Source organism: Gemmatimonadota bacterium, assembly GCA_026706345.1.
Lineage (GTDB): Bacteria > JAAXHH01 > JAAXHH01 > JAAXHH01 > JAAXHH01 > JAAXHH01.
The window spans coordinates 1-18,798 of sequence record JAPOYX010000147.1 but is presented as its reverse complement, the minus strand read 5'-3'; the positions used below and the strand labels follow the sequence as shown (position 1 = coordinate 18,798).

General features: G+C 62.3%; 12 protein-coding genes. 7 read left to right on the top strand and 5 right to left on the bottom strand.

What is annotated here, in order from left to right:
* Positions 1-22: 22 nt before the first annotated feature.
* The 4 genes from OXG98_09550 to OXG98_09535 all read right to left on the bottom strand — a co-directional run bounded on the left by OXG98_09550 (position 23) and on the right by OXG98_09535 (position 5,154).
* Positions 23-658 (bottom strand): uracil-DNA glycosylase, encoded by a 636-nt coding sequence (locus OXG98_09550; GenBank protein MCY3772250.1) that lies wholly within the window; start codon positions 656-658, stop codon positions 23-25.
* A gap of 27 nt (positions 659-685) precedes the next feature.
* Complete coding sequence (locus tag OXG98_09545) at positions 686-1,780, bottom strand: hypothetical protein (GenBank protein ID MCY3772249.1); 1,095 nt, start codon at positions 1,778-1,780, stop codon at positions 686-688.
* 136 nt (positions 1,781-1,916) lie between these two features.
* A complete protein-coding gene (mraY, locus tag OXG98_09540; GenBank protein MCY3772248.1) occupies positions 1,917-3,026 on the bottom strand; it encodes a phospho-N-acetylmuramoyl-pentapeptide-transferase in 1,110 nt (369 codons plus the stop codon).
* Between the two features lie 7 nt (positions 3,027-3,033).
* Complete coding sequence (locus OXG98_09535) at positions 3,034-5,154, bottom strand: glycosyltransferase (GenBank protein MCY3772247.1); 2,121 nt, start codon at positions 5,152-5,154, stop codon at positions 3,034-3,036.
* Positions 5,155-5,974: 820 nt separating this feature from the next.
* Between OXG98_09535 and OXG98_09530 the strand changes: the two genes are divergently transcribed.
* The 7 genes from OXG98_09530 to OXG98_09500 all read left to right on the top strand — a co-directional run bounded on the left by OXG98_09530 (position 5,975) and on the right by OXG98_09500 (position 16,803).
* Entirely contained in the window at positions 5,975-6,394 is a 420-nt protein-coding gene (locus tag OXG98_09530) for a DUF1801 domain-containing protein (protein ID MCY3772246.1), read from the top strand.
* Between the two features lie 218 nt (positions 6,395-6,612).
* Complete coding sequence (locus tag OXG98_09525) at positions 6,613-7,782, top strand: hypothetical protein (GenBank protein ID MCY3772245.1); 1,170 nt, start codon at positions 6,613-6,615, stop codon at positions 7,780-7,782.
* Between the two features lie 108 nt (positions 7,783-7,890).
* Positions 7,891-10,581 carry a protein translocase subunit SecD gene (gene secD / locus OXG98_09520; GenBank protein MCY3772244.1) on the top strand — a complete coding sequence of 897 codons (2,691 nt, stop codon included), beginning with the start codon at positions 7,891-7,893 and terminating at the stop codon, positions 10,579-10,581.
* Positions 10,582-10,669: 88 nt separating this feature from the next.
* Positions 10,670-12,715 carry an NAD-dependent DNA ligase LigA gene (gene ligA, locus OXG98_09515; GenBank protein MCY3772243.1) on the top strand — a complete coding sequence of 682 codons (2,046 nt, stop codon included), beginning with the start codon at positions 10,670-10,672 and terminating at the stop codon, positions 12,713-12,715.
* The gene (locus tag OXG98_09510) at positions 12,712-13,593 is read left to right on the top strand and encodes an arginine deiminase family protein (protein MCY3772242.1); all 882 of its coding nucleotides are present in this window, start codon (positions 12,712-12,714) and stop codon (positions 13,591-13,593) included. Before ligA ends, OXG98_09510 begins: the two co-directional genes overlap by 4 nt.
* A gap of 95 nt (positions 13,594-13,688) precedes the next feature.
* Positions 13,689-14,714 carry a Gfo/Idh/MocA family oxidoreductase gene (locus OXG98_09505; protein ID MCY3772241.1) on the top strand — a complete coding sequence of 342 codons (1,026 nt, stop codon included), beginning with the start codon at positions 13,689-13,691 and terminating at the stop codon, positions 14,712-14,714.
* Between the two features lies 1 nt (position 14,715).
* A complete protein-coding gene (locus OXG98_09500) occupies positions 14,716-16,803 on the top strand; it encodes a thioredoxin domain-containing protein (protein ID MCY3772240.1) in 2,088 nt (695 codons plus the stop codon).
* A 118-nt stretch (positions 16,804-16,921) separates the two neighbouring features.
* Here the strand turns inward: OXG98_09500 and OXG98_09495 are convergent, their stop codons facing one another.
* Positions 16,922-17,809: a tyrosine-type recombinase/integrase gene (locus OXG98_09495; GenBank protein MCY3772239.1), complete on the bottom strand. Its 888-nt coding sequence runs from the start codon at positions 17,807-17,809 to the stop codon at positions 16,922-16,924.
* Between the last annotated feature and the right edge of the window lie 989 nt (positions 17,810-18,798).

Here is an 18,798-nt window from a genome sequence, read left to right as displayed (position 1 = left end):
TGGCCGGTGGCCTCTGAATGCGTTATGCCAAACCGTACCATTCCGACATCCGGTTCGTGAATATCTTCTGCCCCCCGTGGCTCGGGTGACGTACGGCAAGGGTCTCGTATCTACCGAACAGCCGGCTCGCCGTCCAGGCCGCGTCCCTTCCCACGGCCACGATCCTGGACGGTTCCAGCATGTGGACGAGCTGGGCAAGGATCCCTTCTCCCGACGCACGCTCCCGTGCGTTGTGCTTTCTATTGCTGAAAGGATTGCCCGGATCGTGGGGGTGCAGGGGGAATACGTTCCAGAGAAACACGGGGGCGTCCACCCGTGACAACACGTTCCAGACCGCGCGGGCCGATCGCTCGCCGGCCATGCCTTCCCGGGTCGCGCATTGAAGGGTCAGCCCCCATCTCCCGGCGTGCTCGGGGAGATGATCGTCGTCGGTGAATGCCAGGCCCGTGCGCCGGCCGCCCCGATAGCCGAAATCGCGGCCTATCCAAAGCGAATCCACAGGACTTTTAAGCGCGGCCTCGAGCACGGATAGCAGGATATTCGATCGCCGTTCCGGCGCGGCCTCAAGGTCGTAGACAGGACAGCGGTCCGCATAGGGGTTGAACGCGTGATCGGATTCGAGGTCCTGAAGCGCTTTGACAAACAAGGAGGGGGTCATGGCGACAAATCGCGAAAGGACCTCGCCTCAGTTCACCCGGCGGCGGCGGTTCTTGACATAGTCCACGAGAATGTACTCGCCCAGGCTGTCGAGGGAGGAGTAATAGGCGCGGCCGTGGTTCATCTCCGTGAGCTTCTCCACGAAGCCGACCAGGTAGGGATCCCGGGTGACCATGAAGGTGCTGATGGTGATCTTCTCCCGGCGGCAGGTCATGGCCTCGTCGAGGGTCCGGTTCACGATCCGGGGATCGAGGCCGAAGGAATTCAGGTACAGGCGGCCGTTCCGGTCGTAGATGGCCGAGGGCTTGCCGTCGGTGATCATGAAGATCTGCTTGTTGACGTTCCGGGTCCGGCGGAGGATGTTCCGGGCCATGAGGAGTCCGGCCTTGGTATTCGTGTGGTAGGGGCCGACGGAAACGTAGGGCAGGTCCTCGATCTTCACCTGCGTCGCGTCGTCGCCGAAGAGGACGAGGTGCAGCTCGTCCCTGGGATACTTGCGGATGATGAGTTCCGCCAGGGCCATGGCCACGCGCTTGGCCGGGGAAATCCGGTCTTCGCCGTACAGGATCATGCTGTGGCTGATGTCCAGGAGCATGACCGTTGCGCAGGACGTGGTGTGTTCGACCTCGTACACTTCGAAGTCGTCCTCGTGCAGGTCGAGGTCGAATCCGGACCGGCGGATCGCGTTGCCGATGGTGGACGTGAAATCGACGTTGGACGCCTGGTCGCCGTACCGGTAGGGCCGGGTTTCGCTGAGCCTTTCGACGCCTTCGCCCTCAAAGGGCGTCTCGTGCCCCCCGCCCAGGCCCTTCTTCAGGCTGCTGTAGACGAACCGGAGCGAGTCCTCGCGGATGCGCCGGCCGCCCTTTTCGGTGAGGGAGAACGCGTTGTCGTCCCGCTTCACGTAACCCCGTTTCTCGAGCTCCTTGACGAAGGATTCGTAACTGATCGTGTCGTCGAAGATACCCTGCCGCTGGTCGATATAGCGCATCCACTTCAGGGCTTCCTCCACGTCGCCGCTGGTGTGAATGAGGATCTGGCTCAGCAGGCCGAACAGCTGTTCGAGGCGGTCTTCGGCATCATCGACGCGGGGTATCCACCTGGTATACTGTATTTCGATCATTTGAGGTCACCGCCCTTCCGCCGAGCCCTTCCATCGCCCTTCCATGGCGCTTTCTATTTCGCCCCGGCCGCCGCCCTTCCGTCGCGCGCGATCATTGCGCCAACTTGGCGTTTTCTATCGCGCCCTCTCGCCGCGATTACCTGATCTTGAGGGTCGACAGGCCGATGATCGCCAGGATGCCCGCGATGATCCAGAACCGGATCACGACCTTGGTCTCGGCCAGGCCCCGGTACTGGAAGGCGTGATGGAGCGGCGCCATGTAGAAGATGCGCCGGCCGAGCCACTTGATCCCGATCTTCTCCTGCACCAGGACCGAGAAGGCCATGGCCACGAAGATCCCGCCGGTGATGACGAAGAGGAATTCCTGCTTGAGCAGTACGGCGAGGGTGCCGACGATGCCTCCCAGCGGCAGGGCGCCCACGTCGCCCATGAAGACCTGGGCGGGATAGGCGTTGTACCAGAGGAATCCCATGCAGGCGCCGAAGACCCCCGCGCAGATCACCGTCAGTTCACCGCTGCCCGGAAGAAAGGTAAACTGCAGGTATCCCGAGTAGATGGCGTTGCCGATGACGTAGGCGAACACCCCGTACACGACCACCGTAAACGAAACCGGGACGATGGACAGTCCGTCCAGTCCGTCGGCGAAATTGACCGCGTTGGCGATGGCCACGACGACGAAGGCGATGAAGGGCAGATACCACCAGCCCAGGTCGAGGACGGGGTCCTTGACGAAGGGAAGATAGAGTTCCGAGGCGATTTCCGCCGACACCGGAGACAGGCCGGGCACCAGGAAGACCAGGCCGAAGCCGAGGCCGAAAACCGCCTGGAAGAACAACTTGGTGGCCTGGGACAGGCCGCGGTCGCTGTCCCGGTGCCTGATTTTCCGGTAGTCGTCGATGAACCCGAACAGGGAAAACCAGATCAAGGCGCACAGGAAGATCAGGGTGAAGCGGTTGAAAAGGTCGCTCCACAGCAGCACGCTGGCGAAGATGGACACGATGATCAGCAGGCCGCCCATGAGCGGCGTGCCGGCCTTCGAGGCGGAGGACAACGCGCCGTGCGTCCGGGGATTGTCCCGCACGTGGTTCACGTACAGCAGGCGGATGATGCGCTGGCCGAAAAGCAGCGCGACGCCGAAACCCGTCAGCGCCGCGCAGATCGCGCGGAAGCTCAGGTATTGGAAAAGACGCAGAAACGAGAGCGAATCGACGGTATCGAAAAGATGTGTGACGAGATGATAGATCATAGGGCGCTCACGGGGTTTCCTGCTGGTGGCGTATCATGCCGATCAACCGGTTCAGCGTCCGCCTGATCGGAAAGTCCGGGTCGAAGTGGTTAGACGTGACCAGGATGCCGTCGAGCTCTTCGTGCAGTCCGTCCAGATCGATGATCGACTTCCGTCTGACCAGGTCGGTCAGGGCGTCGATGACGGCCTGGCGCACCTTCCCGTTCGGATCCTGGTAAAAGGGCCTGAGCCATTCCGTGACGGCGCCGTCGCCCAGTCTGCCCAGGGCGAGGATGGCGGCCGACCTGATTTCGAAGGAGGATTCCCGCAACAGCCGGCGCAGGCCGTCCAGGGCCTCCTCGTCGGCGTCCCCCGTTTCCGGGTCGAGGGCGGCAAAGGCCCGCGCGGCCGCGGAACGCACCTCGTAGTACGGATCCGCCAACAGGTCCAGCAGCGTGGCGCGCACCGCTGCATCGTACACGCCGAGCTGGCCGATCGTCGTCACGGCGTTTCGGCGGATGAAGCCGACCTGGCGGTAGTCGCCGCCAAACATCCGCTGGAGCAGGGGCGCCGGCGTCTTGTCGCGGAGCAGCGCCAGGACGAAGGGCAGGCGGTCCCGGTAACCGAGCAGTCCGACGAGTTTGACGCCCTCGTTCCGGATCTGCCAGCGCGTGGCCTTCAGGTATCCGTCGACGCGGTACTTCAGGTAGTCTTCCCCCACGGATTCGATGAAGGCCTGATCGCGGCCTTGCGCGAACCGGCGGACCAGGGAAAACGCGGAAAGCGCGTTATCGGAAGGAACGGCACGCCCGGCAATGTCGGGTTCGCCGGGTTTACCGTTGGAAAGGACACGGTCTGCCGGCAGGTCCAGGCGGTCCGCCAGCATGTGATCCAACAGGTCGACGATCCGGTCCAGCCCTCCGCGGTCGAAGGTCTCCCGCGCTCGCCGGCGCATGGCGTCGCAGCGGTCCGGGTCGTCCAGGATCTCGAAGGCCAGGCGGGCTAGGCGCTCCCCGTCGACCGCGCCAATGGTCTGGCCGTTCTCCACCGAAAGCGACTCGTACACGACGCGGGCCGCGCCGCGCGATTCGAGCGTCCTGGCGTTCACGGCCTGGTGGTCGCCGGGCGCGTAGGGCAGCGGTACGAGTATGGAGGGGATCCCGCAGATACCGATCTCGGTGACGACGCCGGCGCTGGATCTGCCGATGACTAGGTCGCTGGCGGCGTAGAGCGTTTCGATTTCGTGGGAATAGTCCGACTGGTGGTATCTCGACCGCTGCTCATCGGTGAGGTCGACTCTCTCCAGGCGGTCCCGGGTGTCTCGTTCAGCGTCGTAATCCGAACTTCTAGTCTGTCCGGTGACGTGGATGACGTGGATATCCGGCCTGGACAGCAAACGGGGCAGCGCGGCGACCACGGCCCGGTTTATGGACCGGGCGCCCGAGGATGCGCCGAAGGCGAATACGACCTTGGCGGCGGACGGCAGACCCCGCGAAATCCGCGCGCCGTCCCTGGACACGGCGCCGATCTCCCGCCGCACCGGGTAGCCCGCCCACGTCGCCTTCTCCGGAGGGAAATACGGCAGCGACGCTTCAAAGGAAACCCCGATGCGGTCCGCGATCCGGCCGGCAAGCCGGTTCACCTTCCCGGGCACGACGTTCTGTTCGTGGACGAAACATCGACTGGCGCCCGACAGCCGGAGCGATTTGAGGATCCAGTGGGCCAGGAGGACGGGACTGCTGGCGTATCCGCCCGTGGCCACGATCATGCGGGGCCGGTGTCTCGACAGGTGGAACAGGCTCTGGAGGACGCCGAAGCCGGTGCAGAGGGCGAAGCGCAGAAACGCAAGAGGCTGCCTCGCCGACGGCAGCCCCCGGGCGTAGACCAGGTGGATCGGATAGCCCCGCTTCGGCACGAGGGAGGCTTCCATTCTGCCCCGGGCGCCGATGTAAACGATGCGGACATCGGGGTTCCGGGCCCGCACCTCGTCGGCGATAGCCAGCCCGGGATAGACGTGCCCCGCCGTTCCGCCTCCGGTAAATACGTAGGTCAACGGACGCTTTCGGACAGGCGACGTCGTTGCCGGAACTTCCGACGCCGCTTCGTCCGGTTGTCGCTCTGCATCCTGTTGCAGGGTTGTCTGAGACATTGTGCGGGATATCCGGTCACGGCAACGCTGGCACTCGGGAGAAAGGCTACGACCTGTACCAATGGACGTCGGTTCGCCACTTCGGTTCCGGAATGCGTACGATTAGAATCGAGGTCACCGCCACGCCATAAAGCGTCAAGATCCGCTTTATGGGGGTACATGGGAATGTAGACGTAACCGCAAGTCTGTCAAGCCGTATTGTGACTGCGTCAGAACCCCTGGACGGAGGTGTCTTTCCTGTTGTAGCGATACGTCGCAACTACGAAGAATCGACCGGTGGCGCGGAACAGGTTTTGACAGAATGGATTTATCTTACGAGGTTCTGGGCTGCGTTTTGACTAATCATGTGTGAGATATGATCCGGCCAACCGGAATCTTGAAGGTAGACGAGGGCCGGGGATACTTGAAACTTAACGCTTCTGGGCCGCACAACGATTCACAGCCGGCCGCGCTGAAAAAGGTAGTCGCGAAAGAACGGCCACAGACAACCAGAGAAGAAAGGATTTGGAACGTAAAGACCGGGTGACGATCATGGGTTTTATGGGTACGATACTGGTCGTTTTCTTTGCCGGATTACGGGTTTTCTTTGCGGGATTACAAACGAATGAATAGTCGTTTTGATGCCATGAATAGTCGTTTTGACGCAATTAAGGACCGGCTGTTATCCATAGAAGAACATCTGCGCGGTCCTGATTTCTCCACGGAGAATTCGGCATCAGCATCCAGTGGATCGTAGATTTCCATATGACATGGATATGTATAATAGATATGTTTTTATGTATGCGCACCACCGGCCGTTTAAAACGTGGAGGCAGATACCATGTCCGATCTCAAGACCCGGCCCAACGACGCCAGCGTGGAAGTGTTCATTGACGCGGTGGACCATCCGCGCAGACGGGAAGACGCCCGTGTCCTGCTGGATCTAATGCGACGGGTGACGGGCGAAGACCCTGTGATGTGGGGACCGAGCATCGTGGGATTCGGAAGTTATCACTACCGGTACGCGAGCGGACAGGAAGGCGACTGGCCCATCGCGGGGTTTTCGCCGCGCAGGCAGAACCTGTCGATTTACATCATGCCCGGTTTCGAGGAATACGGCGCGTTGCTCTCCCGCCTGGGCAAGCACAAAACCGGCAAGTCCTGCCTGTACGTCAACAAACTGGCCGACGTGGACATGGACGTGCTGGAGGCCCTGGTGCGGGCTGCGGTTGCGGAGATGAAACGAAGGTATCCGGGCTGAACGGCGGTCGATCTGGAATCCTTCGGGTGACACCAACCCGGATTGGCCTGCATCGTGAAACGTGAAACGGAATGACGGCCCGACTATGGTTTGCGGCATACGCGCAAGTATTCTTGACAAATCTCGACTTTAAGCATATAATTGAGTATTGCTCGAAAACTATATCTACCGCGAATCAGCGTGATTCGACGGTAAATCATTCTCACGGAGGAATCCAAATGCGAAGCATCTTCGTACTGCTATCCATGGCACTGTTCATGGGATGCGCAACCGAACCTGCGAACTTCGAGGAACTCGTGGAGCGGTTGAACGAGACAGAGCAGGAAATCCGCGCCAAACAGGACGAGCTCCAGACGACGATATCGACGTTCATCGAATCAAATCCCGAGAGGCAGGTCGATGCGGAATCGTTGACCAACATGGCGCTGAATCCGGATCACGAAGCCGTTTTAAACGAAATGCTGGCCAGCGAGGCGGACGTTTCGTACCGCGGTCTCGTGCAGGAGATCATCGATACCCGGGGCGAGGTCGCGGAACTGCAGCAGCAGATGCAGGATCTTCGAGACGATTTGCCCGCGCCTTACACGGTTCAGCGCGGCGACTCCCACATCCAGGTCGCCCTGCAGTACCTCATGGAGAATCACGGCCTTTCGACTGCCGAAGCCCGCGACGTGGTTGAGCAGACCGCGCTGGTGGAAAATCTGAACGTCGGCAACCAGATCTGGCTGCTTTACAAGGACGGCATCCTCGGCACATACGTGACACAGGGCACGTCGGACACATCGCCCGGACGCGCGCAGCGCATCGCCAGGGCGCGCATCAACCGCACCATCGCGACGCTCACCGACGAGCGCGACGCGGCCCAGGCCCGGGCGGCTTTCATCGCCGATTCGCTGGGTCAGGTCAAGGACATGCTCGAAGAGCGGATCGTGTTCCTGCGCAGCGAAGAAGAGCGCCTCAATGGACAGATCGCGATGTTGACCGACGCCCGCAACGAAGCGCTGGCACAGCGGGACATGGAAGAACAGGCCAAGCTCGCGGCCGAGATGAAGCTGAACTCCATTTTCTTCGCGGTGAACACCATGGATCACTGGAAAGACTCGATGGTCATCAAGGATCCGTTCTTCGGCGGCCCCCGCGTAGAATCACTCTCCGGCGTGGATTTTTCCCAGTCCCAGGACCTGCGCGAAGGCACGGTACTCACGATCGAACGCTCGGCCTTCCCGTCATTGGATCGTATCAAGAAGGTGGACGTGTTCCCGCGCACCTTCAGGGACGGCCAGGACTACGTCGTCGCATTCCATCCCTCGGGCGACCGGGTATCCATCGAATTGCTCGTACCGGATAACTTCGCCGGACAGAACGTGCTTTTCGCCCTGAGAGACTAACGATCAGATTCCCATCGAACAAATTGATTTACCTATACGCAACGCAGATACAAAGGCGGGGGCAGGCAGTCAGGCAACCCGCCTTTGTCTGCTTAGGAGCCGGGTTGCATGCAGTGGAAACAAGTACGCATCGTCCTTATTGTCGTTGTAATCTTCACCGCGCTGTGGTACGTCTTCCCTTCCGTCAGAACATCTGACTACTGGCAATACGCCCCCGTCCAGACCGCCCTTACCCCGGAACAGATCGAAGCGATCGACTCGGATCCCCTGCTGGTCGGGGAAGACAAGGCGATGCTCAAGGAACTGAATCTGACCAAGGCCGACCGCGACCGGCTGCAGGACCAGTCCATCCGTCTGGGCCTGGACCTCCAGGGCGGGGTGCATATCAAACTTGAAGTGGACAAATCCAACCTGCCGGAGGAAGAAGCCGTTGACGTGGTGGAACGGGCCATGCAGGTCATCTCGAACCGCGTCAACGAATTCGGCGTCACCGAACCGATCATCCAGCAGGAAGGCGAAGACCGCATCATCGTCGAGCTGCCGGGACTGAAGGATATCGACCGGGCCATGACGCTGATCAACCAGACCGCCCAGCTGGAGTTCAAGCTGCTGCGCGACGGCGGCGAACTTCGGTCGGTCGTCGAGCGCATAGACGCCCTGCTGGCGGCCCGGGATCCCGCGGGCGCCCCGGCGGATACGAACGCCCTGATACCCGAAGTGGACGCTTCGGCGGAACGCAATCCCTTTCTGACCCTCATCGATCTCTCCGACAACGAAATCATCGTACCGGCGAGCAACATCGCCCGGGTAGACGAGATCCTGGCCCAGCCCCAGGTGCAGAGCTTCATTCCGGAAGGCGCGGAGATCCGCGGCGGGGTGATGCGGACGACGGCCAGCGGACAGCGCGTCAGGTCCTATTACTACATGAACGCCCAGCCGGAACTGACCGGAGCGGTACTGGCGGACGCCTATCCTCAGACCGGCTCAGGCAGCGATATCGGCAGCATGGGCGTGGCGTCGGTCGGTTTCACGACCACGGACGACGGCGCCAGGACCTTCTCCCGCGTTACGGGGAACAACATCGGCCGGCGCCTGGCCATCGTGCTGGACGGCCGGGTGTTCTCCGCGCCGGTCATCCAGGGGCGCATACCCAACGGCAGGGGCGAGATCACCGGCATCAACTCGCTGGAGGACGCCAGGGACCTCGCCATCGTCCTGCGCGCCGGCGCCCTGCCCGCTCCCATGGAGATCATCAGCAAGTACGTCGTGGGACCGTCCCTGGGCGAGGACGCCATCAACTCCGGCAAGTGGGCCTCGATCCTGGGCCTCATCGCCGTCATGATCTTCATGGCCGTGTATTACAGGACGGCCGGCTTCATCGCCAATTTCGCCCTGATCCTGAACCTCCTCTTTCTCCTGGCCGTCCTCGGCGCCTTTCAGGCGACGCTGACGCTGCCCGGCATCGCGGGAATCATCCTGACCATGGGCATGTCGGTGGACGCCAACATCCTCATTTTCGAGCGGATCAAGGAAGAGATCAAAGCGGGACAGAAAACGATCCGGCAGGCCGTGGACAGCGGTTACGGGAACGCGCTCCGCACCATCGTGGACGCCAACATCACCACCCTGATCACCGCCTTCGCCCTGTACGAGTTCGGCACCGGTCCCATCAAGGGATTCGCCGTGACGCTGGGATTCGGCATCCTGATCAGCATGTTCACGGCCATCTTCATCACGCGGTCCCTCTTCGACGCGCTCATCGACCGGTGGCAACTCGCGCAGGTCAGCATCGGCCGGACCGATCCCTTCGGCCGCCTGTTCTTCGGGTTCATGCGGTTCGGCAAGCTGGCGTTTCTGATCACCTGGTGCGTGATCGCCATCGGCCTGGGGACCATCGTCGTGCGCGGCGGGGTGAACTGGGGCGTGGACTTTCAAAGCGGTTCGCTGATCGAGATGCGGTTCGATCCGCCGGTGCAGGTGCAGGATATACGCGGCGCACTGGGTAACGTCAGCATCGAGAACCAGGCCGTCGACCTGAGCCAGAGCGAGATCAAGGTGATCGGCGAGGAGGACAACATCCTGATCCGGGCGGCCGCCAGCGACTGGAACGAGCAGCAGATCGCATCGGCCGTGAAAACGACGCTCCGGGAACAGTTCCCCGAAAACCTCAAGGGCGAGGAGGAGGACTGGCTGCGGCAGGAATACAACGTCAGTCCCAAGATCGGCAAGGAACTCACGGTAGACGCCATGGGGGCCGTGGGGGCTTCCATCATCGGCATCGTCCTCTACATCACCATACGGTTCCGGCAGGTCAACGGCTTCCGGTTCGGCATCGGGACGATCGTTGCGCTGATCCACGACGTGCTCATCGTACTGGCCATGCTCACCCTCGTGGGCGAGGAGCTGACCATGGCGGTCGTGGCGGCCCTGCTGACCGTGGTGGGGTATTCGACGAACGACACTATCGTGGTCTACGACCGCATCAGGGAGAGCCTGGGACGAACCCGGACGGAAGGGTTTTCCGGCGTGGTGGACCGGAGTATCAACGAATGCCTGAACCGGACCATGATGACTTCGCTCACCGTCCTCCTGGTCCTGGTCTTCCTGCTGGCCGGCAGCGCGTCGACCAACTGGGGCTTCGCCCTGGCGCTGACCTTCGGCGTCATCACCGGTACCTATTCTTCGATCTTCATCGCCAGCCCCATCGTGGTCTGGTGGCAGAACTGGATAGCGAAGAAGCGCGAGGAAATCCGACGCGCCAGAAAGTCATCGCGGTCAAGCGTCGCCCGCACCGGTTAGCGTAAACTGACGCCGGGACGCCGGCGCCGGGCGCGTCCCTTGACAAATCGAAAGTCGCCAGCGCCGGTTAGCGTAACCCGCGGATCCCATGTCGCCTGCCGAACGCATTGAAGTCCTGCGCCGGGATATCCGGTCGCACGATCACCGGTACTTCGTACTCGACGATCCGGTCATCAGCGATTACGACTACGACATGCTGGTGACCGAGCTGCGGGACCTGGAGTCGGCCCATCCCGACCTGATCACCCCCGATTCGCCCACCCGGCGCGTCGGGGGGTCGCCTTCCGCTTCCTTTCCCGTCGTCCGGCACCCCGTGCCCATGCTCTCCATCGGAAACACGTACAACGATGAGGAGATCAGGGATTTCGACCGGCGCATCCGCGACCTGCTGGGCCCGGATAGGGAGTACGCCTACGCGGTCGAATTGAAGATAGACGGGGTGGCCGTGAGCCTGCGCTACGAAAACGGCGCGCTGGCCCTGGGCGCCACGCGTGGAGACGGCGAACAGGGCGACGACATCACCGCGAACCTGCGGACCATCCGTTCCCTTCCCCTGCGGATTCCCGAGGAACAGCCGCTGCTCAACCATATCGAGGTGCGGGGCGAGGTGTATCTCCCGCATGAGGGGTTCCAGGCGCTGAACACCCTGCGTGCGGAACGGGAAGAGCCGCTCTTCGCGAACCCACGGAACGCCACGTCCGGCTCGCTGAAGCTCCACGATCCGCACTCCGTCGCCGAAAGACCCCTCAGGGTGTTCATCTATACGCTGCGCTTCGAGGACGAAGCCGGCGCACTCGCGGCGCGTTCCGAGCTGGACAGTCATTTCGAGCGGCTGCAATGGCTGGCCGGCCAGGGATTTCCCACCAACCGGGAAGCCCGGCGATTCGACACGATAGACGAGGTGATCGATTTCTGCCACGCATGGGAGGAACGCCGGTCGAGCCTGCACTACGATATCGACGGCATGGTCATCAAGGTCGACTCCATCGGACTGCACGGCGAACTCGGCGCCACGATGAAGAGCCCCCGATGGGCCATCGCCAGCAAGTTCGCCGCGCAACGCGCCAGAACGCGTCTCACGGACATCCGGCTCCAAGTCGGCCGGACCGGCGTAGTGACCCCGGTCGCCGAGCTCGAACCGGTGTTCCTGGCCGGTTCGACGATCAGCCGGGCCACGCTCCACAACGAGGATGAGATCCGCGACAAGGAACTGCACATAGGCGATACCGTTTGGATCGAAAAAGGCGGGGACGTCATCCCCAAGGTCGTTTCCGTCGTCGAAAACAACAAGCGGGAGGAAGGGGCCACGCTTTTTAAGATGCCCACGGTATGTCCCGTCTGCGAAACGACGCTCGTGCGGGAGGGAGACGAGGTGGCTTGGCGTTGCAGGAACGAAGCCTGTCCGGCGCAGATGCACGCGCGGGTCACTCATTTCACCGCCCGGAACGCCATGGACATCGAAGGGTTCGGACCGGCCGTCACCGAGCAGGTATTGAATAGCGGCCTGATCGGGGACGTGGGCGACATCTACGGATTGACCCGCGAGCAGCTCGGGAACCTGGAACGCATGGGCGAGAAATCCGCCGACAAACTGCTGCGGGGCATCGAGGCCACCAGGGACCGCCCCCTGGACCGACTGCTCTTCAGCCTGGGCATCCCCCACGTGGGCGAACGGGCCGCCCGGCAGATCGCCGAGCGGTTCCGCTCCATCGACAGGATCCTCGGCGCCACGGAGGACGAATTGGTCGCCATACCCGAGATTGGTCCGAAGATCGCGGAAAGCGTCGTCTCTTTCTTCGGCAACGAAAAAAACCTCGAGATCGTCGCAAAGCTGAAGAAAGCCGGTCTCCGCATGGAACTGGAAGCGCCACCGGAAAGCAGTGCGGGTACCTGGGCGTTCGCGGATAAGATCGTCGTCATCACGGGAACCCTGTCGAACTTCACAAGGGACGAGATGGCCGGGCAGATCGCGGCCGCGGGCGGACGGGTGACGTCCAGCGTGAGCAAGAAGACGGACTACCTGGTTGCCGGCGATAACGCCGGTTCCAAGCTTCAGAAGGCCCAGTCCCTCGGTGTCGAGATCTTGAGCGAGGAAGAAACCGAAGCCCGCCTCTCAGGACAGCGGATATCGTGAACACATACGGATGCCAGTCCATGGTGCGCCCGCTTAAGAAGGTGCTGGTCAAGCGCCCGGAAGAAGCCTTCGAAAGCCAGGAACGGATCGACGCGCAGTGGCGGTCCCTGGACTATCTGGCCCGGCCGGATTTCAAGCGCGCGGCAGCGGAGCACCGCCGGTTCACTTCCCTGCTCGAAGCGGCGGGCGCCGAGGTGGCTTGCCTGCCGGCCGACGGCCGGACGGGACTGGACTCGCTCTATACGCACGATCCCGTGGCCGCCGTGACCGGCCAGGGCGTGATCCTGGGCCGCATGGGCAAGGAAGCCCGCATGGAGGAACCGGACGCCCAGGCGGACTGGTACGCCGACGCGGAAGTCCCCGTCGCGGGACGCATCGAACCGCCCGGAGGCGTCGAAGGCGGCGACGTAGTCTGGCTGAAGGACGACCTGGCCGTCATAGGCCTCACCTACCGCACGAACGGCGAGGGGATCCGCCAGTTCCAGGCCCTGCTGCAGCCACGGGGCATAGACGTCGTGGCCGTCCCCATGGTCCACTGGGACGGCCCGGGCGCGGTGCTGCACCTCATGTCCGTCGTCAGCATGCTGGACGCGGACCTCGCGGCCGTCTACGAACGGCTCCTGCCCATCCCGTTCCGGGAGATGCTGGCCGCCCTGGGCATAGACCTGGTACCGGTGCCGGATGAGGAATACGACAGTCTAGGCTGCAACGTGCTGGCCGTGAAACCGCGCCACGTCCTCGTGCGAGGCGGCAATCCGGTTACGGCGGGCCGCATGCGGACAGCCGGGTGCGTGGTCGAAGAATTCGACGGCGATCACATCTGCTACGCGGGCAGCGGCGGGCCGACCTGCCTGACGCGTCCGATATACCGGGCCTGACGCGTCCGATACACCGGGCGTGACCGCACGCGCCCGATCCGTTAACCGGGCGTGATACCGGTCCCGACCGCACGCCCCACACTGGAACTCCACGCATGAGCAAGTACCGGGCGGGCTTCATCGGTTGCGGCGGCATCGCCACCGCCCACGCGGACGGATACCGACACATCGGTAACGCCGAAATCGAATTGGCCGCCGGATCGGACATCCATCCGGATGGGGAGAAGGCACAGCATCTTGCCCGGGAACACGGTCTCCGGATATACAAGGACCATCGTGAAATGCTGGACCGTGAAGGGCTCGATTTCGTGAGCGTCTGCACCTGGCCCCGCGGACACTGCGACGCGACGATCGCAGCGGCGGAAAGCGGCGCGAAGGGCATCCTGTGCGAGAAGCCCATGGCCGTCTCCCTGGACGAAGCCGACCGGATGATCGAAGCGTGCGAAAAAGCCGGCGCAGTCCTCGCCATCGGCCACGCGCACCGGTTTTCTCCCCAGGCCGTTCGGGCGAGGGCGTTGATCCAGGCGGGGGAGATCGGGGAGATCGCCATGATCTGGGGGCACTGCACCCTCGACCTGATGAACAACGGTACCCACGTCATCGACCTGATCAGCTACCTGAACGGCGACAGCCCGCCCCGTTGGGTCATGGGCCAGATCGACCGCCACCGCGGGATCGAAGGCCGGCGCAACCATCCGGACATGCCGGTCGAGGACATGGCGATCGGACGGGTGGGATACGAAAACGGCGTCGTGGGATTCATCGAGCTGGGCGAACGGGCGAGCCAGTCCTTCTCCTTCCGGGTCATCGGTTCCGACGGGGTCATCGAAGTGAACAGTCCCGCGGGGCCTCCGTTGAAGATCCTGTCCAGTTACCGCTCGGACGGCTGGCACGCGCTGCAACTGGACGAGACTTATTCGAATGTCTGCGGCGAACTGGAGGAACTGGTCTCCGCCGTGGAAGGCCGCGCCGCCCACCGTTCCGAGGCGAAGACCGCCCGCGTGGCCCTGGAAACGATCATGGGCATCTTCGAATCCTCCGCCCGGCGGTGCGCCCTGGAATTCCCCATCGAAGTCGGCGATTTTGTCCTGGAACGCATGGTCAGGGAAAGGATGGTGTGAGTTGAACGACGCACAGCAGACCGAACAGCAGGCCAACCGCCTGATCCACGAGACCAGTCCCTACCTCAGGCAGCACGCCCTTAATCCGGTGGACTGGTACCCCTGGGGCGATGAGGCTCTGGAGAAAGCCCGGTCGGAAGACAAGCCCGTGATGCTGTCCATCGGCTACTCCGCGTGCCACTGGTGCCACGTCATGGCCCACGAATCCTTCGAGAGCGGAGAAACGGCGGAGATCATGAACCGGCACTTCGTCAACGTCAAGGTGGACCGGGAGGAACGGCCCGACCTGGACGAGATCTACATGAACGCCGTCACCGCCATGACGGGCAGCGGCGGGTGGCCCATGACCGTTTTTCTTACACCCGGCCTGAAACCCTTCTACGGCGGCACCTATTTCCCTCCGGACGACCGATACGGCCGGCCCGGGTTTCCCCGTATCCTTCAGGCCGTGGCCCAGTTCTACCGGGAACGCCGGTCCGACGCCGAAGAACAGGGCGAGAAGTTGAAGGAGCGCCTCGTCGAACTGGCCGGCTTCACTTCGGGCAGCGAGACCCTGGATACGGGACTGCTCGACAAGGCCTTCACCGGGATCGCCGCGTCCTATGACGCCACCAACGGCGGTTTCGGCACGCAGCCCAAGTTCCCCCCGTCCATGACGCTGTCCTTCCTGCTGCGCGAGCACCTCCGGTCCGGGCGGCAGACGGCCCTCGACATGGCCGTCCATTCCCTGTCGAAGATGGGAAACGGCGGCATATACGACCACCTGGGCGGCGGCTTTCACCGCTATTCCGTCGACGCGAAGTGGCTGATCCCCCACTTCGAGAAGATGCTCTACGACAACGCGCTGCTCCTGCGGACCTATACCGAGGCCTTTCAGGCCACCGGGGCCCCCCCGTTCCGTAAGGTCGCTTCGGAAACGGCGACCTACGTGATCCGCGAGATGCTGCAGCCCGGCGGCGGATTCTACGCGACCCAGGACGCGGACAGCGAGGGCGAGGAAGGCCGGTTCTTCGTGTGGACGCCGGATCAGGTACAGGACATCCTCGGGGAGGAAAGGGGCCGCCTGTTCGCCCGGTATTACGGCGTGGAAGAAGGAGGGAACTTCGAACACGGGACCAGCGTGCTGCACGTGGACGTCGACGTCGAGCCGCTGGCCGCCCACCTGCGGGTGGCGCCGGACGAATTGCGGGCGATCGTGTCCGAAGGACGCCGGACCCTCTTCGATCACCGCGAAAAACGCGTGCACCCCGGACGGGACGAGAAGATCATGACCGACTGGAACGGACTGATGATCGGCAGCCTGGCTCGGGCGAGCCGCGTCTTTGGTGAACCTGTCTGGCTCGACGCGGCGGCGGACTCGATGCGGTTCATCCTGGACGCTTTGTACGAAGACGGCCGGCTGCTGCACACGTTCAAGGACGGCCGCGCACGGTTCAACGGCTACCTGGACGACTACGCCTTCACGGTCGCCGCCCTCCTCGATCTATACGAGGCGACCTTCGACCCGGACTGGTTCACCCGTGCCGAGGCGCTCATGGACACGACGATCGAGCGGTTCTGGGATCCTGAGGACGGCGGGTTCTTCTTCACCAGCGACGACCACGAGACGCTTATCGTTCGGTCCAAGAATCCCTACGACAACGCGATCCCCTCGGGCAATGCGGTGAGCGTGCAGAACCTGCTCCGGCTGGCCGCGTTTACCGGCAGGAACGAATACCGGGACCGGGCCGGGCAGACCCTCTCCCTCTTTACGGATTACATGGGCGCGGCGCCCGGGGGCTTCGGCCAGTTGCTGTGCGGACTCTCCTGGTACCTCGACACGCCTGTCGAGATCGCTCTGGTCGGCGCCAGGGAGGACGCCGCCACGCGGGCCATGCTGGACCTGATCGACGGCACGTTCCTGCCGAACAAGGTCGTTGCCCTGCACGATCCGTCCGAGGACGACGGCCGTGCCGCGGAGCTCATTCCGCTCCTCGCCAACCGGGCGCAGATCGACGGCGCGACCACCGCCTATGTCTGCGAACAGTTCGTGTGCCGCCGGCCCGTGACCACGGTGGATGGTCTCGCCGATCTGCTGAAAAGACGCTAAGCTATCCCCCATGATCCGCGTGGCGGGCGCGAGACTTCAATAGCAGCGGCGGTTAGAACGCTCCTCTCGGTGCGTGAAATCTGAATCCCCTCCATAGAAATTCACGACTCGGCCGCTCTCAGTCAACCCCCAGCAAGCGGGCTACGGCGCCCTTGCTCGCGGCCTGCTCGCGGGTGTAGTGCGCGGGCATCTGGCTGTCGGTCCAACGGCCGGCGTTCTGCAATTCGACCAGGGTAGCGCCGCGCTGCGCGAGTTCCTGGGCGGTTCCGATGCGCAGGCTGTGGCCGCTCACGCCCTTGATCCCGACCTGCTCCGCAGACGCTTTGATGGCCAGGCGGGCGCCGTCCACCGTCAGCCGGTCATCGCTCATCCGGTCGCCCTTCACCATCCGGCGGAACAGGGGACCCTCCGTGTAGCCCGTTCGCTGCTGCAACTGCTGGATCGCGTCGACGGTCCGGGCGGTCAGAAAGAGGCTGGCACCCTTCCCCTCCTGGTCGGTCTTGCTTCGATGCAGCAACAATCGCCCACTCCCGTCGAATTCGGTGGTGACGTGCTCGCAGTCGATGGCGACGGCTTCTCCGATCCGCAAAAGCGCATCGCTCATTACACGAAACAGCGCGGCGTCTCTCAACCCGGCCAGCGTGTTGGTACCGACGGCGTTGTCTACCATGAGATTGACCGCCTCGCGGGTCAAGCCCGTTACCTGGCCGCGGCCCCGGTTTCGACCCTCGCGACGGATCCCGGCCAGCGTTCGGCTCGTCAACGGCCCCACACTTGACGGACGGTGTTCCAGTTTTTCCCAGAAACGGACGGCCTGTACCACTACCGTGACCGAAGCCGGCGCAAGTCCCCTGGTATACAAGTGCGCCAGGTAGCCGGCCAGCATATCGTCGGTCAACGGCTGCCCATCCAGGTACTCGAACAACTTGCGCAATGCATCGCCGTACGCCTTGGCCGTGTTCGGCGCGATGCTGGCCTGCAGCAGTCGCGCGACGTCAATGGACAATGGATCCGCCTTGTTGTCTAAGGTAGGCTGTAAGGAGATGTTTCGCCGCATGGTACTTTCTCCGCACAAGAGGTCCGGCACGCTCTCATGGGCGAGATCGGTTATCTCATTCTCCGAGGCAAGGCAAGCAGAAGCTCAGGCCACTAACTCCTGTCTCGACCTGCACGACATTTTCTTGCGATGTGAACGGGGTGGTTAACGTGTTTCGGACGGCTGATTCTGTAGGATCGAACCCGTTGCGATTGGGTCGGGGCGGTGTCCCCAAGAACGGAATCGAGGTGGCACTGGCGGTTGATGACTGGGTGTGTTAACCAGTTACGACAGTCTCCTATCTGTCTTTCCGTTTTCTCTCTATATGGTAAGGTACGCATGGTTGCAGAGAAAGGTCAACCAGTTTATAATTATTAAATATCTTAATGATTTTGTGTGTGATTTTATTCCATATATATATGATTAGATGGAGTAATAAGTCAAGAAAAAACTTCATTTTTTTTATTTGATGCACGTTCCCTGCCTGTTTTGAACGCTGGAAACACCTGGCAACAGGTAGCCGATTTGATGGGCCAACACCCCCGTTTTTCCCATACCTGGCGTATCCAATCCTACCTGACGTACCCCTGGTCCTGCCTGACGTACCCGATACCCGATTCCTACCTAACGTAGCCTATTATACCCGACGTACCCAATCCCTACCTGACGTATCTGATCATACCCGACAAACCCGATCAAACGCCATCGCGAAACCGTGCGTGGGGCCCGATTGTATCGGGAACCGGACGAGTCGGACCGGCCGCTTCCCGATGTTCAATCTACTCATATTTAACGGGAAAGTCCCTGAATGCGGCCTGCATGCTGCGGTCTTGAAGTCTGTAATCCGAGCCGTCTTGAGTCTGGCAAGTTAGTCAACCGATCCATTCGCGGGAAAGGAGGCGATATAGGTCCGTTTGGGATTTCGTCATTCCTTTTAGTAGTGTTTCCATAAACGGGAG